The organism is Caulobacter sp. SL161 (assembly GCF_026672375.1).
Taxonomy (GTDB): Bacteria; Pseudomonadota; Alphaproteobacteria; order Caulobacterales; family Caulobacteraceae; genus Caulobacter.
Window position 1 is genome coordinate 1,381,028 of the sequence record NZ_JAPPRA010000001.1, and the last position, 25,034, is coordinate 1,406,061.

Below are 25,034 nucleotides of genomic sequence, written 5' to 3' on the forward strand. Positions count from 1 at the left end.
GCAGATCGGCTGGGTCAGATACAGAAGGACCATGGCCGGCCAGATCGCGATCGGCAGCTGGACGATCATCTTCATCCCGTCGGCGGCCGCGCTGTCCAGCTGGAACAGGATCGCCGCCACCAGTCCCACCGAGACGGCCACGCCCAGGACATTCCACCAGAGCGAAGGCGCCTTGGGGCTCCAGGCCTCTTGCGGGGGCGAAGCGGTCATGGCCTCGCCTCTCCGCCGGCCAAGGCGCGGTCCGCGATCGTCCGATAGTGATCAAAGAGTTCGGCGAAATGGTCGACGTCGGGCCTGACGCCCGCCGCCGCCTGCAGCGCCGCGGCCCGGAGCTGCGCAGGATCGCGCGCCAGCAGCCGCAGGAGGGCGGCGGCGGCGGCGTTCGTATCGCCGGAGCGATAGATCTCGGCGCTCTCGGGTCGGGCCAGATCGGCGAAGCCGCCGCGATCAGGGCCGACCAGGGGCAGGCCACTGGCCATGGCCTCGGCGGGCAGCAGGCCGAAGGTCTCCGAGTCGCAGCCGTGCACCAGCACGTCCGCGCTGGCCAGATGGGCCGCAAGAAGGGGGCGATCGCGGATCGGCGGGATCAGGTGCACGTTCGGCTGACCGGCGGCGGCGCGCCGCACGCGGGCGCGGTCGATGCCATCGCCCACCACCACCAGGCCGATCGGCGTGGCTTTGGACGCCTTCACCGTCGCCTCGATCACCATCGGCCAGCGCTTCTCGGGATGGAATCGGCCCACCGCCAGAGCCAGTTTGGCGTCGTGGGGCATGGCGCAGGCCTCCAGCAGCCGCGCGCGCAACGCCTGATCCCGGAAATCGGGCGAGAAGGCGGCGCGATCAATGCCCAAGGGGATGCCCGCCACAGGGGCCAGGCCATGCTGCTCGAAGCGTTTGGCCAGCCAGTGTCCGCCGGCGACGGTGGTGTCGAAATGGCGACGCAGCGAACGGAGATAGCGCCAGAACCATTCGAACCACCGGTCGACGCGCTCGGGGCTGGCCACTCCGCCGAACCAGCGCTGCGGATAGATCGCCACGGGGTCGGCGTGCATGAACATCGACCGCGCCGCGCGCCCGCGCCATCGCGCGACGACCCAGGCGCCGCGCCAGGGCGATGAGGCTTCCACCAGATCGGGCGCCAGGGCGTCCAGATGCTTGTGCACGGGCGCGGTGTCCCAGAACATGTAGTAGTTGGCGTCAAACGGCAGGCGCGGCGCGCGCACCCAGATCACGCCGCCCGATCGACGGGATTCGAATCGGTCTTCGGGCCCCGGGGCGATGACGAACAGCTCGTGGCCCAGCTGCTCGGCCACCTCGAGCTTGCGGTCGATATAGGTCCGAACGCCCCCGCCGGTGGGTGAATAGAACTCGGCGACGTCCACGATCCGCATCCGGCGGCCCCCCAAAAGAACACGTCCGCCACCGGTAAATCAGTACCGTGACGGTCGTGCGTAGAGCGCCTTCACAAAAACGACGGCGTTGCCTGCTCTAAGTCATGGACTGAGCCGCTTCCGGGGGGAAGCGAAGCCGCCCGGGCCAGGCCCGAGGCGCTCACGGGAAAGCATGGCGATGGATTCTAAGGCCTCGATGTTCACCCATGGCGCGCGTCCGGCGCGGATCGCCCTGTTCTCGGGGAACTACAATTACACGCTCGACGGGGCCAACAAGTCGCTGAACAGGCTGGTGGACCACGTGCAGCGCACGACCGGCGCGCAGGTGCGAGTCTATTCGCCGACCTCGCCCACGCCGGCTTTCGCCCCGGTCGGCGATCTGGTGTCGGTGCCCTCGGTCACCATCCCGTTTCGCAGGGACTATCGCTTGGCGCTGGGTCTTCCGGCGGCGGTGCGGCGCGATGTCGAGGCGTTCGCGCCGGACCTGATCCATCTGTCGGCGCCGGATCTGCTGGGCGCGGCCGCGCTGAAGCTGGGCCGGCGCCTCAAGACGCCGGTCGTCGCCAGCCTGCACACGCTGTTCGACTCGTATCTCGACTACTACGGGCTGGGCGGCCTGCGCGCGCTCGCGCGGCGGCGGCTGTGGCAGTTCTACGGCGCCTGCGATTTCGTCATGACGCCGACCCCGGCGATCGGCGAGGAACTGCGCGCGCAGAACCTGGGCGTGCAGGTCCGGACCTGGGCGCGCGGCGTGGACGCCGACCTGTTCAATCCGGCGCGACGCAGCGCGGCCTGGCGGGCGGCGCAGGGCTTTGATCCGGATCGCCCGGTCATCGTGTTCCTCGGACGTCTGGTGATGGAGAAGGGGCTCGCGGCGTTCGCCGATACGATCGATCGCCTGGCCGCCTCGGGCCCTTCGCCGCAGGTGTTGATCATCGGCGATGGCCCGGCGCGCGCCTGGTTCCAGGAACGGCTTCCGATGGCGACCTTCGCGGGCTTTCTGGCCGGCGAGGCGCTGGCCACGGCCCTGGCCAGCGGCGATATCTTCCTCAACCCCAGCACCACCGAGACCTTCGGCAACGTCAATCTCGAGGCCATGGCGTCGGGCTTAGCCATTGTCTGCGCCGACGCGCCCAACACCCGCGCGCTGCTGCGCGATGGTCGTGACGCGATCCTCTGCGCGCCGAGCGATCCGGCCAGCTACGCCCAGGCGCTCCTGAGCCTTTGTCAGGACCAGGATCGCCTGCGCCAGATGGGCGCCAAGGCCCTGGATCGCAGCGCGGCCTATCGGTGGACCGAAATTCTCGACGAGGTGGTGGACATCTATGCCGAGGCCCTGGACGCGCGGGCCTCGGCGCCGAGCCGCGCCGAGGTCAGCCCGCATGAACTGCGCGCCCGGACCGGACGGCGCGCCGGCCTCATCGACGCCCAGGCCGCCGCGCTGTCGACGCCCTAGCGCGCGGTGGTCGGATCGCCGCGCTCTAAACCTTTGAAATAGCGTCTTTTCGCCGAGCTGACGGGTCAGATCGGATTGGCAAAGGGCGCTCGGTACGACGAGTTCCGCCTTGATCTTTCCCAACACGCTCGATCGCTACCTGCTGCGGCGGACCCTGGCGCCGATGTCGGCGGTGCTGATCAGTACGATGGTGGCGTTCCTGATGGAGCGCCTGATGCGATCGTTCGATCTGCTGTCGCAGACGACGGAGGGTTTGCGGTATCTCGCCGAACTGCTGGTCAACCTGACGCCGCACTATGTGGGGCTGACCTTGCCCGGCGGCTTTTTCATCGGCCTGTTCGTGGTCGTCAACGGCTTGAACAAGAGCTCCGAGATCGACGCGATCCTGGCGAGCGGCACGTCGCTGACCCGCTTCACAGCGCCGTTTGTGGCGATGGGCGTCCTGCTCATGGTGTTGAGTGTGATCCTGTTCGGCTTCGTGCAGCCCTACAGCCGCTACGCCTATCACGCGGTGCTGCACGCGGCCGAGAACGCCGGCTGGAACGGCGATGTGCGGCCCAAGGCGCTGCTGTCGGCGGGCTCCGACTTTTTCCTCACCGCCGATCGGACCGACGCCAGCGGGCGCTATCTGCAGCAGGTCTTCATCCGGCGCATCGATCCGAACGGGCGTGAAGACATCCTCACCGCCGTGTCAGCGGTGGTCCACAAGAACCCGGCCGACAGCCAGATTGCGCTGGAGCTGACGAACGGACGTCAGATCAGCACCGTGGCCGGCGCCCAGAGCTATGTGGTCAATTTCTCGCGCCTGATGTTCGACGTGCCCTCCGGCGATGCGGGGCTGCTGCGGTTACGCGGCGAGGACGTCAGCGAACTGACGCTGATCGAACTGGCGCGCCAGGGCTTTGGTCTGGAGCCCGCCGCCTTGCCGCGTGAGACCTTGCTCGCGGCGCTCTACGCGCGTCTCGCCCGGGCGCTGATCCTGCCGCTGTTGCCGCTGATCGCGGTGCCGTTTGGCCTGAGCGCCAAGCGCGCGGGCTCGGGCGCGGCGGTCGCCGCCGGCGGGGTGCTGTTGTTCGCCTTCGAGATCCTGATGGTGCTGGGACAGGCCACCGCCCCCCGCGTCACCGCCCTGGTCGCCATCGCCCTGCCGGCGGCGATCTTCGCGGCGATCTGCATCGCCACCTTCGGGGTCAGCCAGAGACGACCGGGCGAGAACCCGGTCAGCTGGTTCATCGAACAGGTCGCCGCAGTGGCGCAGGCCGTGATCAAGACGGTCCGTCGTCGGCCTGCGCTTCCAGGCTGAGCTCAGCCGCCCCGCACCGACAGGGTCATGCGCACCAGGGCCGCCAGGTTGTCGGCCTGCATCTTGGTCATCAGCTTGGCGCGATAGATCTCGACCGTGCGCGGGCTGATGCCCAGGTCGCGGGCGATCACCTTGTTGGCGTGGCCGGCCACCACGCCGTCCAGCACCTGGCGCTCGCGCTCGGACAGGCTCTCGATCCGCTTCAGGATCACCTGCTGGTCGTCGGAGATCGGCGCGGCCTCGACGGTGGCGAAGGCGCGCTTGAGCGCGTCCAGCATCCGCGACTCCGAGAACGGCTTTTCCAGGAAGTCGATGACGCCCGAGCGCATGGCCTCGACGGCCATCGGGATGTCGCCATGGCCGGTGATCATCACGATCGGCATCTTGACCTTCAGCGCCGACAGGCGGGCCACGAGGTCCTGGCCGCTCATCTCGGGCATGCGCACGTCGGTGATGACGACGCCGGGCTTGGCCTGCGGCAGGGCGTCCAGGAATGCGGGCGCGCTGGCGTAGGCGACGACCTCGAAGTCGGCCGACTCCAGCAGGAACGCCAAGGACTCGCGGGCGCTCTCGTCGTCATCAACCACGTGGACCACGGGGGCGTCAGTCATCGATGGTCTCCTTCTCGCCGGCCACAGACTCGGCTGGGGGCAGCGTAAATCGGAATAGCGCGCCGCCGCCAGGATTCGCCTCGGCCCAGATGCGGCCGCCGTGCGCCTCGATGATCGAGCGCGAGATCGACAGGCCCACCCCCATGCCCTGCGGCTTGGTGGTCATGAACGGCTGGAACAGGCGCTCCAGCACCTCGGGCGCGATGCCGGGACCGGTGTCGGCGACGCTGACTTCGGACCAGCCTTCCTCGGTCAGGCCGGTGCGGATCAGGAGGGCCCGCTTGCGCGGCTCCTGGGCTTGCATGGCGTCGATGCCGTTGCGGATCAGGTTCAGCAGCACCTGCTGGATCTGGACCCGGTCGGCGAACACGTCGTCGGCCTTCGGATCAAGCTTCAGGCGCACGTCGACCTGACGCTCCTTCTCGCCGATCAGGGCCAGGGCCGAGGCTTCCTCGATCAGCTTCGACAGGCTTTCGGCCTCGCGCTCGCTGGCGCCGCGCCGGGCGAAGTCGCGCATGCGGTGGATCACCTCGCCGGCGCGCAGGGCCTGGGCGGCGGCGCGGTCGATGGCGTCGCGCACCTTGGCCTGGTCGGCTTCGCGGCCGCGATCGATCAGGCGGCGCGAGCCGGTCAGCAGGTTGGCGATGGCCGACAGGGGCTGGTTCAGCTCGTGCGCCAGGGTCGAGGCCATCTCGCCCATGGCCGTCAGGCGCGAGACGTGAACCAGCTCGTTCTGCAGCTCCTGCAGGCGGGTCTCGGTCTCCTGGCGCTCGGTCAGATCGCGGATGAAGCCGGTGAACGAGGGCGTCGGCCCCCGGGTCTCGCCGACCGCCAGCTCCATCGGGAAGGTCGAACCGTCCTTGCGGCGGCCGACGACGACCCGGCCCGCGCCGATGATCCGCTTGTCGCCTGTGCGCGCATAGCGATCCAGATAGCCGTCGTGGGCCGACTGATAGGGCTCGGGCATCAGCAGGCTGACGTTCTTGCCGATCGCTTCGGCCTCGCTCCAGCCGAACATCCGCTGCGCGGCGGGACTGAACGAGGTCATGATCCCGGCGCGGTCGATGACCACCACCGCGTCCGGCACGGTATCGAGGATCGAGCGCAGGTGGTCGTTGACCGCCGCCGCCCGTCGCCGCGCGGCATGGAACCAGCCGCCGCCCACGGCCATGCCAAAGCCCACCGAGAGGAAGATCGCCGCCGACAGGCCGCTGACCAGGTCGAACGGGATGTCGCGCGTCACCCACCACACCGCCGCCCAGGCGAAGGTGGTGCCGAACACGCCAGGACCCACGCCGCCCAGCGCCGCGCTGATCAGGACCGCCGGCACGAACAGCAGGAAGGACGACGGGGCTGTGAACGCCTCGGGGAGGTAGAGCCGCGCCACCGCTGTCGCCATCACCGCCGCAAACGCGGCGAGATAGGCGGCCGGGTGCGGGTCGCTGAACAGGCTGGCGGACAGGCTCCGGGTCGGTTTCATCGTCGGGGGCGGCTTCCTGAATGTCACGCCGTTATAGCCGCGCCCGTTTGAGCCAGGTCAAGGCGGGCGCTTCGAGCTTCGGCCAGCTTGGCGTCTCCAGCAAAGGAGACTGTCGATGTCGGGTGGACAAACGGCCTATCTGGCTCTGGTGATCGGCGCGTTCGCGGCCTTCGCCGTCGCGCTGTTCACGACCCATATCCGGGTCAATCTGAAATAAGCGCCAGTTCATAGGGTGGGAACGAGGCTCGGCGACACGGTCGTCGGGCCTTTTTCTTGCGCGCCGAGCTGAACCCTCCGCGGGCAGATCGCTAGGGGCGCAGGGCGGTGACTGACCAGGACGAGGCCCTGTCCGGTGCGCTGCAAGCGCGCATCCAGCCGCGCCACGACCGCCGCCTCGGTGGCCGGGTCCAAGCCCTCGGTGGGTTCGTCCAGCAGCAGCCAGGGCGCGTCGCGCAGATAGGCGCGGGCCAGGGCCAGACGCCGCCGCTCGCCGCCCGACAGGCGCTCGCCGTCATCGCCGACATAGGCCGACAGACCCTCGGGCGCGGCGCGCACGCGGTCGGCGAGGCAGGCCTCGTCCAGCGCGACCCACAGGTCCTCGTCGCTGGCCTTGGGCGCGGCGAGGCGCAGATTGTCGCGCACCGTCCCTGCCACCAGACCCGCGTCCTGCGGCAGCCAGGCGAAGGCGCCGCGCGGCGTCTGGGTGTCGGCCTCGCGCAGGCCCAGCAGGGTCTCGATGGCGGTGGTCTTGCCACAGCCCGACGGTCCCGAAACCGCCAACCGCTCGCCGGGGCCCAGCGTCTGGCCCAGCAGCGTCAGGGGCTGGGGCGTCGCAGAGGTCGAGGCCGGCCTTGGGCGATGGCGCAGCACGGCGTTCAGCCGCTCGCGCGCCTCGCGCGCCGCGCCGTCCTGGTCGAAGGCGCTGGCCAGGCTGGTCAGGGCGTCGAGGCTCATCACCGCCGCCAGGCCGGCCAGAGCCGCGAGGGCCGCGCCGGCGGGCGCGGCGCTGGCGACGGCGGCGGCCACCGCGAGCCCCGCGATCACCGCTTGGCTGGCCACGATCAGGCCCTGGGCGCGTGCGGCGGCGCGTCGGGCGTCCTCCAGGCTGGCGGCGCGGGCGTTGAGCGTCTCGCCGGCCCAGTCGGCCAGACCGTAGGCGCGCAGCTCGGCCGAGGCCGAAACGAGGGCGGCCACGGAGTCCTTGAGGGCGCCGGTGCGTGCCTGGATCGCGGCCCGGGCGGGGGCGGAGCAGCGCCGGGCCAGCGCGCGGGCCAGCAGCGTCGCCGCGCTTGCGGCGGTCAGGATCGACAGGGCCGGGATCCATCCGGCCAGCAGGGCCAGCGTCACGCCCGCGCCCAGGCCGGCGGCGGCGCTCCACGGCGCGGACAGGCGCACGAAGCGGGTCTCGATGGCGTCGACGTCCTGGACGAGCCGCGCCGAGGCCTCGCCGCGCGAGAGCGCCAGCGACTCGGCCGGCGGTGCGGCGGCCAGGCTCTCGAACACCGCCGGGCGGATGGCGGCTAGGGCGCGCAGGGCCGCGGCGTGGCCTGACAAGCGCTCGCCATAGCGGGCGGCGGTTCGCAGGATCGCCAGGAAGCGGATACCGGCGCTGGGCAGCAGGACGTTGAACGCATGGGCGGCGGCCAGGCCCGCCGCGCCGGCCGCCGCGCTGGCCACGATGAACCAGCCCGACAGGCCCAGCAGCAGGGTCGAGGCCGCGCCCACGGTGACGGCGCTGAGGGCGGCCAGGCGCAGGCCGGCGGCGCGCTGGCGCTTCTGGGCGCGGATGAGATCGTCGAGCGGAGTATTGGAGGAGGGCACTAGACCAGGCCTCCAAACCCTACCGTCGTCATCCCGCGCTTCATGCGCGGGACCCATGGTTCAGCTTGCGCGTGAGTACTCGTCCGACACCGCCCCTGCGGCGGACAAATGGGTCCCGCGCATGAAGCGCGGGATGACGATCGGAGCTGCAACTGAGGTGCAGAGATCACGTTCATAGCCGCACCACCTTGTCCGCCAGAGCGGCGACCGCCTCGGAGTGGGTGGCGATCAGGGTGGTGCGCCCCCGCGCGGCCTCGCGGATGGCCTCGACCATCGCCGCCTCGGCCTCGGCGTCGAGATTGGCGGTCGGTTCGTCCAGCAGCAGGATCGGGGCGGGCTTGAGCAGGGCGCGGGCCAGGGACAGCCGGCGACGCTCGCCGCCGGACAGGCCCGAGCCGCGCTCGTCGAGCACGAAGTCCAGACCGCCGGGACGGGCGGCGAGGGCCGGGCCAAGACCGGCGCGTTCGGCCGCCGCGGCGATTTCGCCCCGGCTGGCGTCGCGGCGGGCGAGGGCGATGTTGTCAGCGATCGAGGCCGGCAGGATCAGTGGTGACTGTCCCGCCCAGGCGGCGTCGCTCGAAATATCCGTAAGCGGATTATCGTTGACGGAAATCGCACCGGCGGTCACCGGCGCCAGGCCCAGCAAGGCGTTGAGGATCGAGCTCTTGCCCGCGCCGCTGGCCCCGACCAGGGCCGTGATGGAGCCCGCCGGCGCGACGAGGTCGAAGTCACGCACGGCCGGAGCGTCGGTGTCCGGATAGCGGATCTCGACACCGTCAAAGCGAAGCGACGGCGCGGCCGCCAGCGGGGCGCGGGCGGGGCAGGGGGCGGGGCCTCGAAGGTCGAGAGGCTTTCGGCGGCGGCTTCGGCCGCCTGGCGGTCGTGATAGGCGGCGGCGAGGCGGCGCATGGGGGCGTAGACCTCGGGGGCCAGGGCCAGCACGAAGAAGGCGCGCGCCAGGTCCAGCTGTTCCGGAACCGGGAACGGCAGCAGCCGCAGCAGGTTGAAGCCGCAATAGACCGCGACCAGGGCCACCGACAGGGCGGCGAAGAACTCCAGCGCCGCCGAGGACAGGAAGGCCACGCGCAGCACGCGGATCGTACGCTCGGCGAGGTTGGAGGCCGAACGGGTCAGGGCCACTGTGGTCGCGCCTTCGGCCTGGAAGCCCAGCACCACGGGCAGGGCGCGGACCCGGTCGAGGAACAGGGCCGACAGCCGCTCCAGGGCCTGGAACTGGGCGCGCGCCTCGCTGGCGGCGGCGCTGCCGGTCAGGATCATGGCCAGGATGAACGGGATCAGGGTTCCCAACATGATGGCGGCGGCGATGGGACTGGCGACCGCGGCGGCGGCGATCATCACCAGCGGCAGGACGCCGGCGGAGAGGCGCGTGGGCAGAAAGCGGGCGACGTGGCCGTCCAGCGCCTCGACGCCCTCCACCAGGGCGGTGGCGGCTTCGCCGGCGGGGCGGCGCGGGCCGGCGAACACGGCGCGCGACAAGGTCAGGCGCAGCACGGCCTTGGCGTTGGCTGCAGCACGGGCGCCCAGCACGCCGGTCGCCATCGCCAGGACGCCTCGGACCGCCAGGGCGAAGGCGGCGACGGCCAGCCAGATCGCCAGTGAGGCCGGTCCACGCCCCTGCGCGATCGCGTCGACGCTCAGGGCCAGGCCGGCGGCGAAGGCGATAGCGGCGACGCCGTCCACCAAGCCAAGCAGGCTCGCGCGGCGGACCGTCGGCGCGACGGTCCGCTCCCACTGCTTGAGCCAGGTCTTGGCGAGATCGCGACGATCGAACTGCACTATGCGGGCGCCCATCAGTTGAGTGTAGGGTGGCGATATCCGCTCGCCTTGATCCGGATCAAGGAACGGAGGGTTGGGTGGGTCTAGAGCAAGCCTCTCGATCGGCCTGATCATCGGCCGTTCGCCTCGGAGCTGTCCATGGACCCCGCTGTCGTAGACCTGTCGCGACTCCAGTTCGCGCTCACCGCCCTCTACCACTTTCTGTTCGTGCCCCTGACCCTGGGGCTGTCGTTCATGCTGGTCATCATGGAGAGCATCTATGTGATGACCAAGCGCCCGATCTGGCGAACCATCACCCGGTTCTGGGGGACGCTGTTCGGCATCAACTTCGTACTGGGGGTGGCGACCGGGATCACCATGGAATTCCAGTTCGGCATGAACTGGTCCTACTACTCGCACTATGTCGGCGACATCTTCGGGGCGCCGCTGGCGATCGAGGGCCTGATGGCCTTCTTCCTCGAAGCGACGTTCGTGGGCCTGATGTTCTTCGGCTGGGACAAGCTGTCCCGGGTGGGCCACCTGTTCGTGACCTTCATGGTCGCCCTGGGCACCAACCTGTCGGCGCTGTGGATCCTGGTCGCCAACGGCTGGATGCAGAACCCGGTCGGCGCGGTGTTCAACACCGACACCATGCGCATGGAGGTCGAAAGCTTCCGTGAGGTGCTGTTCAATCCGGTGGCCCAGGCCAAGTTCGTGCACACGGTCAGCGCCGGCTACGTGATCGCCGCCGCCTTCGTGTTGGGCGTCTCGGCCTTCTATCTGCTGAAGGGCAAGTATGCGGGCGTGGCCAAGCGGTCGATGACCGTGGCGGCCGCCTTTGGCCTGGCCTCGTCGCTGTCGGTCGTGGTGCTGGGCGACGAGAGCGGCTACGCGCTCACCGATAACCAGAAGATGAAGCTGGCCGCCCTGGAGGCCATGTGGGAGACCGAGCCCGCCCCGGCGGGCCTGGCCGCCTTCGGCATCCCCAGCATGGCCGACCGCAAGACCCACTACGAGGTCAAGATCCCCTATGTGCTGGGCCTGATCGCCACGCGCAGCCTCGACAAGCCGGTGGAAGGCATTTTCGAGCTGGTCGCCAAGGCCGAGGACCGGATCGAGTCGGGCGTCATCGCCTATGGCGCGGTCGAGGCCCTGAAGGTCAATCCCAACGACATGGCCGCGCGCGCCACCTTCGAGCAGCACCGCCGCGACCTCGGCTATGGCCTGCTCTTGAAGCGCCACATCGCCGATCCGCGTCAGGCCAGTCCCGAGCTGATCAAACAGACCGCCTGGGATGTGGTGCCGCCGGTGCCGGTGATGTTCTGGGCGTTCCGGATCATGGCCGGCATCGGCTTCCTGATGATCCTGCTTTTCGCCACGGCCTTCGTGCTGGTCACCCTGCGCAAGCACCAGACCAAGTGGTTCCTGGTCCTGGCGGTGGCGGCCATTCCGCTGCCCTGGATCGCCGCCGAGATGGGCTGGGTGCTGGCCGAGGTCGGTCGTCAGCCCTGGGCGGTGGAAGGCGTGCTGCCCACCTTCCTGGGCGCGTCCAGCCTGACGGTTCCGCAACTGCTGATCAGCATCGCGGTCTTCACCCTGCTGTACGGCGCGCTGGCTGTGGTCGAGGTCGGCCTGATCCTCAAGACCATCAAGCGCGGCCCGTACGCCCTGCACGATCCCGCCCCCGACGGTTCGCCCGAACCCGAAGCCGCCGTCGCCTAAAGGAGCGCCTCACAATGGAAATCCCCGTCGATTTCGCCACGCTGCGCGTGATCTGGTGGGCCCTGGTCGGGATTCTCCTGATCGGCTTCGCCCTGACCGATGGCTTCGACATGGGCGTCGGCGCCCTGCTGCCCTTCGTCGCCAAGACCGATGAGGAACGCCGGATGGTGATCAACACCGTCGGCGCCACCTGGGAAGGCAACCAGGTGTGGTTCATCCTGGGCGGCGGCGCGATCTTCGCGGCCTGGCCCTTCGTCTACGCCATCAGCTTCTCGGGCTTTTATCTCGCGATGTTCGTGGTGCTGACCGCGATGATCCTGCGGCCGGTGGGCTTCAAGTACCGCTCCAAGCGGCAGGACCCCCGCTGGCGCGCGTTCTGGGACTGGGCGCTGTTCGTCGGCGGCTTTGTGCCGGTGCTGTGCTTCGGCGTGGCCCTGGGCAATGTGCTGCAAGGCGCGCCCTTCCGGCTGGATAGCGACCTGCGCGCCTTCTATGACGGCACGTTCCTGGGTCTGTTCTCGCCGTTCGCCCTGCTGTGCGGCCTCTTGTCGGTGTCGATGCTGGTGCTGCACGGCGCGGCCTGGATCACCGTCAAGGGCGAGGAAGGCCCCGTGGCTGAACGCGCCCGCCGCATCGGCGAGCTCGCGGGCCTGGCCAGCATCGTGCTGTTCGCGGCCGGCGGCTTCTGGGTGGCGTTCGGCGGCATGGGCTTCCGGATCGAGGGCCTAGCTGATGCGGCGGGGCCCTCCAACCCGCTGCGCGGCGCCGCCGCCGTGCGAGAGCCCGGCGCCTGGCTCGACAACTATGGCCGCCACGGCTGGATGATCCTGGCCCCGGTGCTGGGCTTCGCCGGCGCCGCCCTGGCCCTCTTGGGGCTGCGCGCCAAGAGCGCCTGGATGGCCTTCACCGGCTCCTCGACCTCGGCGGTGGGCATCATCGCCACGGTGGGCCTGTCGATGTTCCCGTTCATCCTGCCCAGCAGCGTGGACCCGCGCTCGAGCCTGACGGTGTGGAACGCCTCGTCCAGCCACCTGACCCTGTTCATCATGCTGGTGGTGACGATCGTCTTCCTGCCGCTGGTGCTGGCCTACACCGCCTGGGTCTACAAGGTCCTCTGGGGCCGCAGCACCACGGCCGCCCTGGCCGTCAATCCCGACCTCTACTGATCCGAAGGAAACGAACCGATGTGGTATTTCACCTGGATCCTGGGCCTTGGCCTGGCCGTCGCCTTCGGCGTGCTGAATGGCATGTGGTACGAGTTCGCCCTGTCCGACGAGGGCGATGAAGGCCTCGACGAAGGCTGAGCCAGCGTCCTCATGGACCCGAATTGAGGGGGCGCGACATTGCAACGCGCCTCCTTCGTTCACCAATTAACGGTTGTTAAACGCGATATGGGGTTTTCTGGCATTGACCCAGAGCGCGTCGATCGCGGCTCCGGGTCGAACCATTCGTATCGGGGTACCGTGATGACCGACAACGCCGCGCCCGCGCTGGAACTGATCTCGTTCTGCATCGGTGAGCAGGAGTTCTGCATCGACGTTAAGACGGTGCGGGAAATCCGAGGCTGGACACCGGCCACGCCGATCCCGCATGCGCCCAACTACATGCGCGGGGTCATCAACCTGCGCGGCGCGATCATGCCGGTCATCGATCTGCGCAATCGCCTGGGCCTGGGCGTCACGATCCCCGAGACCCGCCACGTGATCGTCGTGGTCGAGTGCCGCGACCGTCTGGCCGGCATCCTGGTGGACGCCGTGTCGGAAACCTTCACCGTGCCGCGCGAGAGCCTGCAGCCCGCGCCGGACGTCGGCGTCGAGGAACTGCGTTACATCCAGGCGATCATCTCGATGGAAAACCGCCTGATCACCTATCTGCGCATGGACGACGTGTTCCCGGCCCAGGTCAGCGAAGCGGCCTGATCGGTTCAGACATCGGAAAAGAAAAAGGCCGCCGGGGCGATCCCGGCGGCCTTTTTCTTTAGCTGTATTCGCGTTGAGTGTGGGCGCTAACGCGGCTGGAAATCCTCGTCCTTCGACAAGCTCAGGATGAGGATTTTGTGCGCACCGAGGCTGACAGTCGTCCTCACCCTGAGCTTGTCCCCCGGGACCGACCGAAGGTCGGCCCGAGGATAAACTCCGGGCGAGGGCGGCCGCCGCGAGCCGATCAGCACCTGACGTCAAAACAGCCTTTTTCTTTGGTCTCAGCCCTGGCTGACGATCCGCGCCGCCTGGGCGTGGAAGCTGGCCTCGGCCTCGGCGGCGTCGGCCACCGCGCCATGGCGGTCGGCTGCGACGCTCATATGGCTCTTCGCGTAGCTCTCGGAGACCTTGCGCGCCTCCTGGGCGCGGAGGGAGGCGTTGGCGGAGGCCGTCTCATGCCAGGCCGCCAGGTCCTTGGCGGTCAGGGCGCCCTCGGACGGCGCGGTCGGGTGGGTCGGGACGTCGCCGAAACCGATCGCCACGAAGCCGTGGATAACGCCGCCATAGTCTTCTTCCGACAGCAGGAAGGTGATCTGACGCTCTTCGAACTGGCCGGTATAGGTGTCGGTGGCCGGATCGAACTCGCGCAGGACCAGGATGTCGCCGACCGCGAACTCGCGATCGTTGCGGCGGATCTCGAAGCGCTTCTGGCCGGCGCGGACGGCGGCGAAGTACTTGGGCCAGGTCTTCAGGTCGTGGCGGTTCATGGCTGGCGGACTTTTCTAGGAAACAGGAAGCCGGGGGTTCTGGCGTGCGAACCCTAGCGTGGGGTTAATTGACGACAGTAAAGCTGTTTGGATCAGACGACTTCTCAAAACATGTGTCATCCCGGCCGGGCCCCGGCGAAAGCCGGGGGAGAGCCGGGACCCAGGGGCGGTGCGCACCGCGTTCCTTCACCCCCTGGGTCCCGGATAGCCTCTGCGAGGCTTCCGGGATGACACCATGTTGAAGCGCGAGACCTAGCTCACTCGTCGATGCAGAGCCGCACGATCTCGGCGCGCAGTTCGGGCATGCCCAGGCCCTTCTCCGAAGAGGTGGCCAGCACGCGCGGGAAGGCCGCGGCGCGCTTGGCGATGGCCTTGGTGGTCTCGGCCACGACCTTGTCGACTTCGGCCGGCTTGATCTTGTCGGCCTTGGTCAGGACGATCTGGTAGGAGACCGCCGCCACGTCCAGGGCGTCCAGCGCCTCCAGATCGACCTTCTTTAGGCCATGGCGGGCGTCGATCAGCACGTACACGCGCTTGAGGTTCGGACGACCGCGCAGATAGGCGCGGCCCAGGTCCTGGAACTTGTCGGCGACCGAACGCGAGACCCGCGCAAAGCCGTAGCCGGGCAGGTCGACCAGCCGCACCTTCTCGGCCAGCAGGAAGAAGTTGATCTCCCGCGTGCGGCCCGGCTCGTTCGAGGCGCGGGCCAGGTACTTCTGGTTCACCAGACCGTTGATCAGGCTGGACTTGCCGACGTTCGAGCGACCGGCGAAGGCCACCTCGGGCAGGTCGGACGGCGGCATGGCGTCCATGCGCACCGCCCCCATGATGAACGAGACCGGCTGGGCGAAGAACACGCGCGCCGTCTCGATCTGCTCCTCAGTGAAATCCGCCGCGCCCGGCAGCAGGACCGGCGGTTCTTTCGGGAGCTTCTGTTCGTCGCTCATCAGGTCGCGCCAGCCGTCTTGCCCCGCAGGCGCGCGATGATCTGGTCGATCGGGTTCTCGACCTTGTAGCGGCGCATGATGATGTACTGCTGGAAGATGGTCAGAACGTTGGACCAGCACCAGTAGATCACCAGACCCACGGCGAAGCCCGACAGGGTGAAGGTGAAGATCACCGGGAACCACTGGAAGATCTTCTGCTGGATGGGGTCGCCGGCCGGCGGGTTCATCGCCGTGGTCAGCCACATGGTGAAGCCGTACAGCAGCGGCCAGACCCCTAGGTGGGCGATCATCGCGCCGATCAGCGGCAGCGAACCCGGATCCCAGGGGATCAGGCCAAACAGGTTGAACATCGTCGTCGGATCCGGCGCCGAGAGGTCCTGGATCCAGCCGAAGAACGGCGCGTGGCGCATTTCGATGGTGACGGTCAGCACCTTGTACAGGGCGTAGAAGACCGGGATCTGGATCAGCATCGGAAGGCAACCCATCATCGGGTTGATCTTTTCCTTCTGATACAGCGCCATCATCTCCTGCTGCTGCTTGGCCGGATCGTCCTTGTGCTTGGTCTTCAGCTTTTCGACCTCGGGGGCGATCTTCTTCATCTTGGCCATCGACTCGTAGCTCTTGTCGGCCATCGGATAGAGGACGAGCTTGAGCACGACGGTCAGCAGCAGGATGGCCAGGCCGAAGTTGCCGACCAGCTTGTAGAAGACTTCCAGGATGTTGAAGATCGGGCGCGTGAAGAAGCGGAACATGCCCCAGTCGACGGCGTCGTCGAAGCGCGGGATTTCCGCCTTGGTCCTGTTCCAGAACTCCCAGATGGCGGGAGCCGGGGTCGCGCCGTACTCGTACTTGCGCAGCAGCGGCACGGTCTTGGCGCCGGCGAACAGGCGGGTGGTCTGGCTGACGGTGGCGCCGGGGTTCAGCACCTGCACCGGGCCCAGGAAGTTGACGTCGTAGACGTCGATGCCCGCCACGTTGGTCACGCGATACTGGGCCTTGATGGCCTGGTCCTGACCGGGGATCAGCGCGGCCAGCCAGTACTTGTCGGTGATGCCGGTCCAGCCGCCGACCGAGTCGAAGGACTGCAGCGGCTTGTCCTTCTTCCACTTGCCGTACTTGGCCATTTCCAGCTTCTGTTCGTCGGCCGCGCCCAGGACGCCGATCGCGCCCTCGTGGACGATCTGGTTCTTGCCCAGGGCGTCGCTGATGCCCTGGCGCTGGACCGTGGCGTAGGGGGCCAGTTGCAGGCCGTTGGTCCCGTTGTTCTTGACGCTGTCGGTGACGGTGAACATCGCCTGGTCGTCGACGGCGATCACGCGCGTGAAGGTCAGGCCCAGGCCGTTGTCATAGGTCAGGGTCACCGGCGAATTGGGACGCAGCACCTGGCCCGGCGCGGCGGTCCAGACGGTGCGGCTGTCGGGCAGGCCCGGCAGGTTGGCGCCGGCCCAGCCGAAATCGGCGAACCAGGCGTGCTCGGCGCCCTCGGGGCGGAACAGTTCGACCGGCGGCGAGTCCTTCTTGGTGGTCTCGTCGTACTTGCGCAGGAACAGGTCGTCGATGCGCGCGCCCTTCAGGGCGATCGAGCCCGACAGGGCCGGCGTGTCGACCTCGATGCGCGGGCTCAGCGCCTTGGCCGCGTCGCGCGACAGGCGCAGCGGCGCGGGATTGCCGTTGGCGTCCAGGGTCACGCCGGCCTTGGCGGCCGACTGCTGTTCGGCGGCCTTCTTGGCGCGGAACTCGGCTTCGGCCTTCTTCTGCTGCGGACCCAGGACGAAGAACTGGTACCCGATCAGGATCGCGAACGCGCTGACGATGAACATCAGCGTGTTTTTGTTGTCGTTCTGCATGGAGCGCTTAACCGGAAACTGTGGGATCGGGTTGTGATGAAGGGGCGGCGTCGTGAAGAGCGCCGGTCGAACGCCGGGAAACCTTGGTTCCCCCGCGATCTTGGTCGGCGGCGAGGCTTATCAGCGCGGTTTTGACATCGTCAAGCAAACGCGCCCATTCGCGTGTCCCCGTGCCGCCTCTGGCAATGAATACATAGTCATGCGACGGGCGGGCATGAAGGGGCAGGACCAGCCGGGCGGCTTCGCGAAGCCGGCGCTTGGCGCGGTTGCGCTCGACGGCGCCGCCGATCTTCTTGGTGGCGGTGAAACCGACGCGCACGGTGGGGTCATCGTCGGCGCGTTGGCGCATCTGGATGAACACCGCGCCGCGCGACAGGGCCGGGGCCTTGGCGGCCAGCAGGAAGTCGGGGCGCTTGCGCAGCCGCTCGAACTTCAGGGTGTGCGGCGCTTCAGCCATGAAAAAAGCCGCCTTTCCGGCGAGAACCTGAAGACAGGTCTGTGGAAAAGGCGGCTTTGATCATCGTCTCGCCTCCCGAGGGAGGAAAGAGAATTAGGCGGTCAGGCGCTTGCGGCCCTTGGCGCGGCGACGCGCGACGACCTTTTGGCCGTTCTTGGTGGCCATACGCGCGCGGTAGCCGTGACGGCGGGCACGCACGAGCTTCGACGGCTGGAAGGTGCGCTTCACGACGTGGCTCCGAATAATAAACGTTGAACGCGGGCCGGGTGGCTCGCGAGTGAGGCGCGGTGGATAAAAGAACGTCGCAGGGATGTCAACCTGAGTCGGTTCAGGGGCCTGTCATCCCGGCCGGAGCGCAGCGAAGAGCCGGGACCCCCACAGGCTCAGCGCATCTGGCGGTCCCGGCTCGGCGCGCTTCGCGCTTGGCCGGGATGACAGCCTTTACGGCGTGATCACCGCCTTGCCCACCACCTTGCGCTGCGCCAGCAGGTCAAAGGCTTCGCGCCAGCGGTCCAGGGGCAGCTCGGCGTGGACGTGCGGCCGGATCACGCCTTCGTTGGCCATGGTCCAGATCGCGTCCGCGTTCTCGCGGCCCTTCGCGGGGAACTGGCGGCCATATTCGCCGGCCCGTACGCCCATCACCGAGAAGCCCTTGATCAGCGGCATATTGACCGAGACGTTGGGGATCCGCCCCGAGGTGAAGCCGATCACCAGCAGTCGCCCGTCGAAGGCGATGCAGCGCACGCTCTCGTCAAAGACGTCTCCGCCGACGGGGTCATAGATCACGTCGGCGCCGTGGCCGCCGGTGATGGCCTTCACCTGGTCGCGGAAGCCCTCCGTGACATTGACCACGGCGTCAGGGGCGTAGAGCGCCTTCACCTGCGCCAGCTTGGCGTCGGAGGCCGAGGCGGCGATCACCCGGGCGCCGAGCGCCTTGGCCAGGTCCACGGCCGCCAGACCCACCCCGCCGGCCGCGCCGTGCACCAGCACCCACTCGCCCGGCTCCAGTCGCGCGCGGCGCACCAGGGCGACATAGGCGGTGAGATAGGCCGCGCCATAGGCGGCGGCTTCTGCGAAGGACAATCGGGCGGGCTTGGGCTTCAACGCGCCGGCCGACAGCACGGCGTACTCGGCGAAGCCGCCCAGCCGCGCCCCGCCGACCACGGCGTCACCGAGCGCCAGGCCGCTCACGCCTTCGCCCAGCGCCACGGCCTCGCCGGCGAGATCAAGGCCTGGCGTGAAGGGCAGGGGCGGTTTGAGCTGATACTCGCCCCGCGTCATCAGGAGGTCGGGGAAGTTGACGCTGGCGGCCCGCACGCGGACCAGCGTCTCGCCCGGTCCCGGCGTCGGCGTGGCGACCTCGCGGACCGCGCAGCCGGCGTAGTTCGGGGCGAGGTCCTCGACGACGAGGGCGCGCATGGTGGGTTGCGTGTTCAAGCTTCCATCCCAAACAAGGGTGTCATCCCGGCCGGACCCCCGGCCTCGCGCCGGGGGCGGAGCCGGGACCCAGGGGTGACGACGCGCCGCGCTTGCCGCCCCCGGGCCCCGGATAGCCTCTGCGAGGCTTCCGGGATGTCACGGGCATTAAGGGGCGATCACAGCGTCCGCTTCTCGAACGCCTCGCGCACCAGCCAGGCGATCTCGCGGCAGGCGTCGTCGGCGGCGGGGATGGCGCCGGTGAAGGCGGTGAAGCCGTGGGCCAGGCTGTCATAGCAGCGGTAGCTGACCGGCACGCCGGCCGCCTGCAGCCGCTTGGCGTAGCCTTCGCCCTGGTCGACCAGCGGATCAAAGCCGGCGGTGGCGACCACGGCGGGGGCCAGGCCCGTCAGGTCGGCGGTCTTGTCCGGCGACAGGCGCGGATCGGCCGGGTCGGCGTCGGCGCCGATATAGTGGCCCATGAACCAGTCCATGGTCGCGCGGGTCAGCGGATAGGCGTCGGCGTAGGTGGTCATCGACGCGGTTTCGCTGGCGACGTCCACGGCCGGATAGATCAGGATCTGGAGCGCCGGCTGAGGCTCGCCCGTGCGCTTCATTTCCTGGGCGATGATGGCCGAGAAGTTGCCGCCCATGCTGTCGCCGCCGATCGCCGGCGGAACGGGCGCCGCGCCGAAGCGGGCGGTGTTGTCGCGCGCCCAGCGATAGGCCGCCAGCACGTCCTCCAGGCCGGCCGGGAACTTGTGGTCGGGAGCCAGGCGATAGTCGACCGAGATCACCGTCGTGCTGCAGATGCGCGACAGGATCGAGCAGAAGGCGTGGCAGGTCTCCAGGTCGCCGATCACGCCGCCGCCCATGTGGGCGTAGACGATCAGCGGCGCCTTGGCGTCCGTCTGCGGCGGGCGATAGGCGCGGCAGGGGATCGGGCCGTTGGGCCCTTCCACCGACAGGCTCTCGGTGCGCACGCCCGTCTCCAGCGGCCCCTGCACGGCGGCCAGGCCCTTGGCGCTGCCGGCCACGGCCTCGGCGGGCGACAGGCTGGTCATCGGCGGCAGCTTCTTGGCCGCATTGGCGAAGAACTGGAAGCGCGGGTCCAGGGTGCGCCCGCCCTTGTAGACGACCCCGCCGCCGGACATGGCCCGCAGGATGGGGCTGGGCAGGGACAGGATCAGTTTCAGGATCGTCTTCTGGGCGGCGTCGGATGCCATGGTTTTTCCCTGCTTCTTTGTTGTTCTTACGCGCTCGATACACGTGTCATCCCGGCCGCAGCGCATAGCGCGGAGAGCCGGGACCCGGGGGCGGCGTGTACGGCGCTTCTTCACGCCCTGGGTCCCGGATAGTCTCTGCGAGGCTTCCGGGATGACACGATGATGTGCGGGTGTAGCGGGTCATGTGACCCTACAGTCTCGGCAGGGCGGGAAGCCCGCCCAGGATCAGTTTGACGGCGAAGTCGGCCGCGCTTTCGGTGTCGACCGGACGGCGCTCCAGCATCTTCTCGCCGATCTCGCGGGCGACGGCGATGCAGGCGGTGGTCAGATAGTCCAGATCGACCGGCGGGGCGTGCTCGCGCTCCAGAACCCGGGCGAAAGCCTCGCGCACCTCGTCGAACACCGCCACCACCTCGGGCGTCGAACGCGCGTGCGGCAGCGGCTCGCCGGGCGGCCGGTCCAGGCGCCAGGCTTCCTGCTCGTTCGCGACGAAGTTGAAATAGGCCAGGATCGCGCCGCGCACGAACGACTCGAAGTCGGTGGCCTTTTCGGACTCCGCTCGCAGCAGCGGACGGAAGCGCCGGGCGCCGTCGTCGGCCAGGGCCTCGAACACCTCCTCCTTGGACTTGTAGTAGTTGTAGAAGGTGCCCGAGGCCAAACCCGTGCGGCGGATGATGTCGCGGACGGTGGCGGCGTCATAGCCCAGCTCGCCGAACACCTCGCGCGCCGCGTCCAGGATCGCCTGGCGGTTGGCGGTCTTGGTGCGCTCCCGCTTGCCCGGTCGCTGGTCGATATGGGGCTTGGGGAAATAGGCGATGTTCGACATGGAAAACGACTCAAGCTCGGGGCGATCGTGACGCCCCGTCATGATCGTGGCCCTACTCTGGGTCGGGATGCAAGCGTTTGGCGAGCGCTCCCTATACGTCCGACCTTCCCGGCGAACGCCGGGACCCAGATCATAAGGCTTTGAGGGAGCCGGCTGGAGCACCGCTCAGGCCTTCATCTGGACCCCGGCGTTCGCCGGGGAGGTCGGAAGGGGGAGTACTGTCACAACGGCTTCACCGGCTGTTCGATGTCCCACACCGCTTCGGTGATCGCCTCCAGCTTCTCGCGGTACAGGGCCGCAGCGTCGTGGAGGCCTTGGTTGTAGTAGTAGGGGCCCAGCCGCTGGCTGATGAAGTCCAGCAGGAACTCGGCGTCGAAGCCCTTCACCTCCAGATCGAGCTCCGTTCGCAGATAGTCGGAGAGGCCGCCGACCAGCTTGGCGCGGGTGTCCTTGTCGAAGGTGATCTTGGGCATGGGGGGTTCTATCTTTCAGCGTGTCATCCCGGCCGCAGCGTAGCGGAGAGCCGGGACCCAGGGGCAACCGCAATGCCGCCGGCCCCTGGGTCCCGGATAGCGCTGCGCGCTTCCGGGATGACACCTTTTTTATTCGGCGGCCAAGGCCTGCCCCTCCGCCCGCGCCGGCACGGGCAGGTTCCCGCCCGCGTTCCGCGCCCGGGCCTCGCCCTTGGCGATCTCCTTTTTCAGGTCGGCGCAGTAGACGTTGAAATCCACCTGGATGGTGTGCCGCGCCGAGTCATAGAAGTGGCCGGTGTGGCGGTGCTCGTCCTTGGCGGTGATGCGGGCCATCTCGGCGGGCGGCGGCGGGGCGTACTTCCCGGCCAGATAGGCGGCCGCCAGCTTGGCCTGCTGCTCGGCGAAGTTCACCAGGGTCGGCAGCGGCTGGGCCAGGCCCATATAGAAGAGGTTGGGGATCTCCGGCTTCATCATCCGCTTGAACAGCGGCAGGCGGTGGTCGGCGTCGGGCAGCAGGCCCGGGTCGTCGAAGAACGGGAAGCTGATCTTGTAGCCGGTCGCGAAGACGATGGCGTCCACCTGTTCGACGCTGTCGTCAGTGAAGCGCACGCAGCTGCCCTCCAGCGCCTTGATCGCCGGCTTGAACTTGATGTCGCCGCAGCCGGCGCGGGTCAGGAACTCGCCGGAGACCGACGGGTGGGCCTCCAGCGGCTCATGGTCGGGCTTGGGCAGGCCGTAGTCCTCCATGCGGCCGATGGTCTTTTTCAGCACCGAGCGGGAGAGCGCCACGCCCAGCTTGCGCGGCATCCAGGCGGGCAGGGCGGTCTTATCGGCGGGCTTGCCGTTCAGATATTTGGGGAACACCCAGACCCCGCGCCGGGCCGAGACCCAGAGGTTCTTGGCGATCGGCCGCTGGGAGAGCTCGCTGGCGATGTCCATGGCCGAGTTGCCCATGCCCACCACCACGACGTTCTTGCCGCGCATGTCCACGGGATCGAACGGGTCGCAATAGGCGTGGGCGTGGAAGGCCGGACCGTCGAACTCGCCGGGATACTCCGGCACGCGCGGGTCCCAGTGGTGGCCGTTGCAGACGAACAGCACGTCATAGAACCGCGTCTCGCCGCTCGACAGCGTCACCGCCCACAGGCCGTCTGTGGTGCGCTTGGCGCGCTCGACCTTGGTGTTGAAGGTGATGGTCGGGCGCAGGCCGAAGTGGTCGACATAGTCCTTGAAGTACTGAAAGAGCTGCGCGTGATGCGGAAAGTCGGGCCAGTCCTTCGGCACGGGGAAGTCCTCGAACGCCAGCCGCCACTTGCTGGTGTCGATATGCAGGCTCTCGTAGCAGGCCGATAGGCCGTTGGGGTTCTTGTAGTACCAGTTGCCCCCGACCTCGTCGGACATCTCAAAGCAGTCGTACGGGATCCCGTAGTCCTTCAGCCGCTTGATCGTGGTGAAGCCGCTGCAGCCCGCGCCGATGACGCACGCCTTGGGGAGCCTGCCGGTCATGTCCCGCCCTCTGACTTATCGTTGTTCAGGTGAGCGTATCAGCGTTATGCGATGCGGCAAGCGGCCGTTGCGGAAGGGGGCGCTTTCGCCCTACCGCCCGAGCCGCGCGGGGGAATAGGTCGCCGTGCAGGCGGCGTTGCACTGGGCCCAGCGGCCGCCGCAGCTGTCGTCGTCCGACGACTGACAGAAATACAGCGTCCTGGCGCAGGTGGCCTTACACTGGGTGACATCGCCGCCGGGACGCCCCACGGCCAGCGGGATCGGCGCGGGCAGGACGACGCTGGGCGCGGCGATCGGCGTTTGGACCACGGCGGCGGGCCTAGGCTTGGGCGCGGTGGGCGGCGTCGCGGCCAGAGTCGGGAGGGCCGTGGCAAGAACCAGCAGGGCGAGGACGGCGCGGCGCATGGAGGGATCATGCGCGATCAGGGTAAAGGGCCGATTAACCATAAGTCTTGTCATCCCGGCCAAGCGCGAAGCGCGCCGAGCCGGGACCGCCGGACGCTCTGAGCCTGTTGCGGTCCCGGGTCTCCGCTGTGCTCCGCCCGGGATGACAGGTGAGCCTAACCCCGCAGCATCTCCCGACCCGCCCAGACGGTGTGCGTCCCGCTGCTCAGCTTGTGCGGCAAGGCCACCCGGCAGACGACCTCGAAGGCTCGCGCGTCGACGATCAGGCACTCCGAGGTCCCCTTGTTCTCGTCGATGATGAAGCTGACCAGATAGCCGTCGTCCTCGTCGACCGCGCCCACCTTGGGCGCGAACGGCGCCTCGCTGGCGTAGCGGCCTTCGGGCAGGCTGATCGACCAGCTCTCGCCCGTTTCCAGGTCGTGCTTGACGAAGCCGTTGAACAGGAACCAGCCGGGCTTGGCGGTGGTGGAGTAGGCGTAGCGATAGGGCTTGCCGGCATATTTCTGGTTGAACATGCCGAACTCCAGCACCCGGTCATCCAGGTGCTTTTCGGTCGTCTCGCCGGTCTTCAGGTTGAAGCGCCAGCGATGGAGCTTGGGCAGAAAGCTGTGCTCGTCCAGATAGGCCATCAGGTGGCCGTGGCCGTCGGGCGCGCCCTCCAGCGGGCGGGGGATCGGCTTTTCCTGGAAGTAGCCGTCCAGCACCACCTCGTCGCCGTCCTCGTACGCATTGAGCCAATGCAGCACATAGGTCGGCTCGGCCTCGAACCAGCGCGGCTCGCCGCCCTCGCGCGGCACCAGGGCAAAGCGGCTCGGTATGCCCTTGTGCAGGCGCACGGCGTGGATGTCGCGCGCCATCAGGTCCTGGTCCCAGAACACCGGCAGGTCGTTGAGGATCGCGTACTTCGACGAGAACGCCATGTCGTGCGGCAGGCGCGGCCCCGGCAGCGGCACGCCCTGATAGAGCTTACGCTTCCCGTCGGCGCCGACCACGCCATAGTGCATGTAGGGCCAGGCCTTGGAGTAGTTGAAGAACATCAGCTCGCCCGTGGCCTCGTCGACCTTGGGGTGGGCCGAAACGCCCTCCAGCGGCGCCCAGCTGGCGACGCCCAGGTTCTCCAGGGTCAGCGGGTCCAGGCGATAGGCCTCGCCGCACTGGTAGAAGGTGGCGATCGCCTCGCCGTTATGGACGACGATGTCGGTGCTGGCGCTGTCCTTCAAGGACCCGTGGGCGCCGAAGCCCGGACGCTTGGAGACGCCGGGTCCGTCCATCAGGCCGCCCCACAGGCCCTCATTGACCTCCTGCTCGGCCTCGAAGCAGCGGGTGCGGACGAAGCGGTTGCGATAGGTCGCCGCCCCGCCCTTGAACTCGATCTGGTGGATCATCCCGTCGCCGTCGAACGGGTGGTAGCGGCCGACCGGGTCATGCACCGGGTTTTCGGTGTTGCGCAGATAGACGCCGTCGAGATCTGCTGGAATGGCGCCTTCCAGCACCTCCAGGTCCCAGGCGTTGACCTCCTCGTGCTGCGGGGTCCACGGGCCGGTCATGTACGGGTGGTTGGTCGGCCCCAGCGAGGTCCGCACGGGCGGCAGGCGTTCGACTTTCATGGGCGGATCCTCCTGTTTGAACGGAGCTTACGGCTAGTCAGTCTTGTTACGCAAGTTTCCCTTTGGGGTGGGGCAACG

The 25,034-nt window shown here is 68.4% G+C and carries 23 protein-coding genes and 4 pseudogenes; 8 read left to right on the forward strand and 19 right to left on the reverse strand.

The features are described from left to right. Positions 1-206: 206 nt before the first annotated feature. Positions 207-1,391, reverse strand: a complete 1,185-nt coding sequence (locus OVA11_RS06755) for a glycosyltransferase family 4 protein (protein WP_268066741.1) — start codon at positions 1,389-1,391, stop codon at positions 207-209. An 88-nt stretch (positions 1,392-1,479) separates the two neighbouring features. Between OVA11_RS06755 and OVA11_RS06760 the strand changes: the two genes are divergently transcribed. Together OVA11_RS06760 and OVA11_RS06765 are read left to right on the forward strand one after the other, a co-directional pair. Continuing rightward, a complete protein-coding gene (locus OVA11_RS06760; protein ID WP_268066742.1) occupies positions 1,480-2,847 on the forward strand; it encodes a glycosyltransferase family 4 protein in 1,368 nt (455 codons plus the stop codon). A 109-nt stretch (positions 2,848-2,956) separates the two neighbouring features. Then, on the forward strand, positions 2,957-4,150 hold the full coding sequence (locus OVA11_RS06765; RefSeq protein WP_268066743.1) for an LptF/LptG family permease: 1,194 nt from the start codon (positions 2,957-2,959) through the stop codon (positions 4,148-4,150). A gap of 2 nt (positions 4,151-4,152) precedes the next feature. Here OVA11_RS06765 and fixJ read toward each other — a convergent pair whose 3' ends face one another. Both fixJ and OVA11_RS06775 read right to left on the reverse strand, forming a co-directional pair. Continuing rightward, the gene (gene fixJ, locus OVA11_RS06770) at positions 4,153-4,761 is read right to left on the reverse strand and encodes a response regulator FixJ (protein WP_268066744.1); all 609 of its coding nucleotides are present in this window, start codon (positions 4,759-4,761) and stop codon (positions 4,153-4,155) included. Then, positions 4,754-6,241, reverse strand: a complete 1,488-nt coding sequence (locus OVA11_RS06775) for a PAS domain S-box protein (RefSeq protein WP_268066745.1) — start codon at positions 6,239-6,241, stop codon at positions 4,754-4,756. Before OVA11_RS06775 ends, fixJ begins: the two co-directional genes overlap by 8 nt. A 109-nt stretch (positions 6,242-6,350) precedes the next feature. Between OVA11_RS06775 and OVA11_RS06780 the strand changes: the two genes are divergently transcribed. Further along, positions 6,351-6,458, forward strand: coding sequence for a hypothetical protein (locus OVA11_RS06780; protein ID WP_024265619.1), 108 nt, complete (start codon positions 6,351-6,353; stop codon positions 6,456-6,458). Between the two features lie 8 nt (positions 6,459-6,466). Here OVA11_RS06780 and OVA11_RS06785 read toward each other — a convergent pair whose 3' ends face one another. Together OVA11_RS06785 and cydD are read right to left on the reverse strand one after the other, a co-directional pair. Beyond that, entirely contained in the window at positions 6,467-8,062 is a 1,596-nt protein-coding gene (locus tag OVA11_RS06785; protein ID WP_268066746.1) for an amino acid ABC transporter ATP-binding/permease protein, read from the reverse strand. Positions 8,063-8,234: 172 nt separating this feature from the next. After that, positions 8,235-9,874 (reverse strand): annotated as a pseudogene (gene cydD / locus OVA11_RS06790) (thiol reductant ABC exporter subunit CydD). Between the two features lie 123 nt (positions 9,875-9,997). Between cydD and OVA11_RS06795 the strand changes: the two are divergent. From OVA11_RS06795 to OVA11_RS06810, 4 genes are all read left to right on the forward strand, one after another. After that, positions 9,998-11,560 carry a cytochrome ubiquinol oxidase subunit I gene (locus tag OVA11_RS06795; protein ID WP_268066747.1) on the forward strand — a complete coding sequence of 521 codons (1,563 nt, stop codon included), beginning with the start codon at positions 9,998-10,000 and terminating at the stop codon, positions 11,558-11,560. Between the two features lie 14 nt (positions 11,561-11,574). Further along, positions 11,575-12,726, forward strand: coding sequence for a cytochrome d ubiquinol oxidase subunit II (gene cydB, locus OVA11_RS06800; protein WP_268066748.1), 1,152 nt, complete (start codon positions 11,575-11,577; stop codon positions 12,724-12,726). Between the two features lie 18 nt (positions 12,727-12,744). Continuing rightward, positions 12,745-12,864 (forward strand): cytochrome bd-I oxidase subunit CydX, encoded by a 120-nt coding sequence (gene cydX, locus OVA11_RS06805; RefSeq protein WP_096032587.1) that lies wholly within the window; start codon positions 12,745-12,747, stop codon positions 12,862-12,864. Positions 12,865-13,023: 159 nt separating this feature from the next. After that, positions 13,024-13,479 carry a chemotaxis protein CheW gene (locus OVA11_RS06810; protein ID WP_168193694.1) on the forward strand — a complete coding sequence of 152 codons (456 nt, stop codon included), beginning with the start codon at positions 13,024-13,026 and terminating at the stop codon, positions 13,477-13,479. Positions 13,480-13,565: 86 nt separating this feature from the next. Here the strand turns inward: OVA11_RS06810 and OVA11_RS19790 are convergent. From OVA11_RS19790 to OVA11_RS06860, 10 genes and pseudogenes are all read right to left on the reverse strand, one after another. Next, positions 13,566-13,718 (reverse strand): annotated as a pseudogene (locus tag OVA11_RS19790) (hypothetical protein); the annotation flags it as partial. Positions 13,719-13,760: 42 nt separating this feature from the next. After that, the gene (locus OVA11_RS06820) at positions 13,761-14,246 is read right to left on the reverse strand and encodes an ASCH/PUA domain-containing protein (protein ID WP_268066749.1); all 486 of its coding nucleotides are present in this window, start codon (positions 14,244-14,246) and stop codon (positions 13,761-13,763) included. Positions 14,247-14,503: 257 nt separating this feature from the next. Next, positions 14,504-15,193 (reverse strand): ribosome biogenesis GTP-binding protein YihA/YsxC, encoded by a 690-nt coding sequence (gene yihA / locus OVA11_RS06825; RefSeq protein WP_268066750.1) that lies wholly within the window; start codon positions 15,191-15,193, stop codon positions 14,504-14,506. After that, complete coding sequence (yidC, locus tag OVA11_RS06830; protein ID WP_268066751.1) at positions 15,193-17,040, reverse strand: membrane protein insertase YidC; 1,848 nt, start codon at positions 17,038-17,040, stop codon at positions 15,193-15,195. The genes yihA and yidC overlap by 1 nt, the downstream gene beginning before the upstream one ends. Positions 17,041-17,047: 7 nt before the next feature. Then, entirely contained in the window at positions 17,048-17,497 is a 450-nt protein-coding gene (rnpA, locus tag OVA11_RS06835; RefSeq protein ID WP_268066752.1) for a ribonuclease P protein component, read from the reverse strand. Between the two features lie 93 nt (positions 17,498-17,590). Further along, positions 17,591-17,725, reverse strand: a complete 135-nt coding sequence (gene rpmH / locus OVA11_RS06840; RefSeq protein WP_004622337.1) for a 50S ribosomal protein L34 — start codon at positions 17,723-17,725, stop codon at positions 17,591-17,593. 213 nt (positions 17,726-17,938) lie between these two features. After that, positions 17,939-18,934, reverse strand: coding sequence for an NADPH:quinone oxidoreductase family protein (locus OVA11_RS06845; protein ID WP_268066753.1), 996 nt, complete (start codon positions 18,932-18,934; stop codon positions 17,939-17,941). A gap of 158 nt (positions 18,935-19,092) precedes the next feature. Then, on the reverse strand, positions 19,093-20,205 hold the full coding sequence (locus OVA11_RS06850; RefSeq protein ID WP_268068915.1) for an alpha/beta hydrolase: 1,113 nt from the start codon (positions 20,203-20,205) through the stop codon (positions 19,093-19,095). A gap of 124 nt (positions 20,206-20,329) precedes the next feature. Then, entirely contained in the window at positions 20,330-20,965 is a 636-nt protein-coding gene (locus tag OVA11_RS06855; RefSeq protein ID WP_268066754.1) for a TetR/AcrR family transcriptional regulator, read from the reverse strand. 221 nt (positions 20,966-21,186) lie between these two features. Next, positions 21,187-21,438 carry a DUF2164 domain-containing protein gene (locus OVA11_RS06860; protein ID WP_268066755.1) on the reverse strand — a complete coding sequence of 84 codons (252 nt, stop codon included), beginning with the start codon at positions 21,436-21,438 and terminating at the stop codon, positions 21,187-21,189. A 15-nt stretch (positions 21,439-21,453) separates the two neighbouring features. On the opposite strand from OVA11_RS06860, the pseudogene OVA11_RS06865 reads away from it, so the two are divergent. Continuing rightward, positions 21,454-21,569: pseudogene (locus OVA11_RS06865) on the forward strand (hypothetical protein); the annotation flags it as partial. On the opposite strand, the gene OVA11_RS06870 reads toward OVA11_RS06865, so the two are convergent. The 4 genes and pseudogenes from OVA11_RS06870 to OVA11_RS06885 form a co-directional block, all read right to left on the reverse strand. Continuing rightward, positions 21,568-22,944 carry a flavin-containing monooxygenase gene (locus OVA11_RS06870; RefSeq protein WP_268066756.1) on the reverse strand — a complete coding sequence of 459 codons (1,377 nt, stop codon included), beginning with the start codon at positions 22,942-22,944 and terminating at the stop codon, positions 21,568-21,570. The pseudogene OVA11_RS06865 and the gene OVA11_RS06870 sit on opposite strands and share 2 nt — an antisense overlap. Before the next feature lie 90 nt (positions 22,945-23,034). Beyond that, positions 23,035-23,349 (reverse strand): hypothetical protein, encoded by a 315-nt coding sequence (locus tag OVA11_RS06875; RefSeq protein ID WP_268066757.1) that lies wholly within the window; start codon positions 23,347-23,349, stop codon positions 23,035-23,037. A 155-nt stretch (positions 23,350-23,504) separates the two neighbouring features. Further along, a complete protein-coding gene (locus OVA11_RS06880; protein WP_268066758.1) occupies positions 23,505-24,956 on the reverse strand; it encodes a carotenoid oxygenase family protein in 1,452 nt (483 codons plus the stop codon). Next, positions 24,953-25,030 (reverse strand): annotated as a pseudogene (locus tag OVA11_RS06885) (hypothetical protein); the annotation flags it as partial. The pseudogene OVA11_RS06885 and the gene OVA11_RS06880, both read right to left, overlap by 4 nt. Between the last annotated feature and the right edge of the window lie 4 nt (positions 25,031-25,034).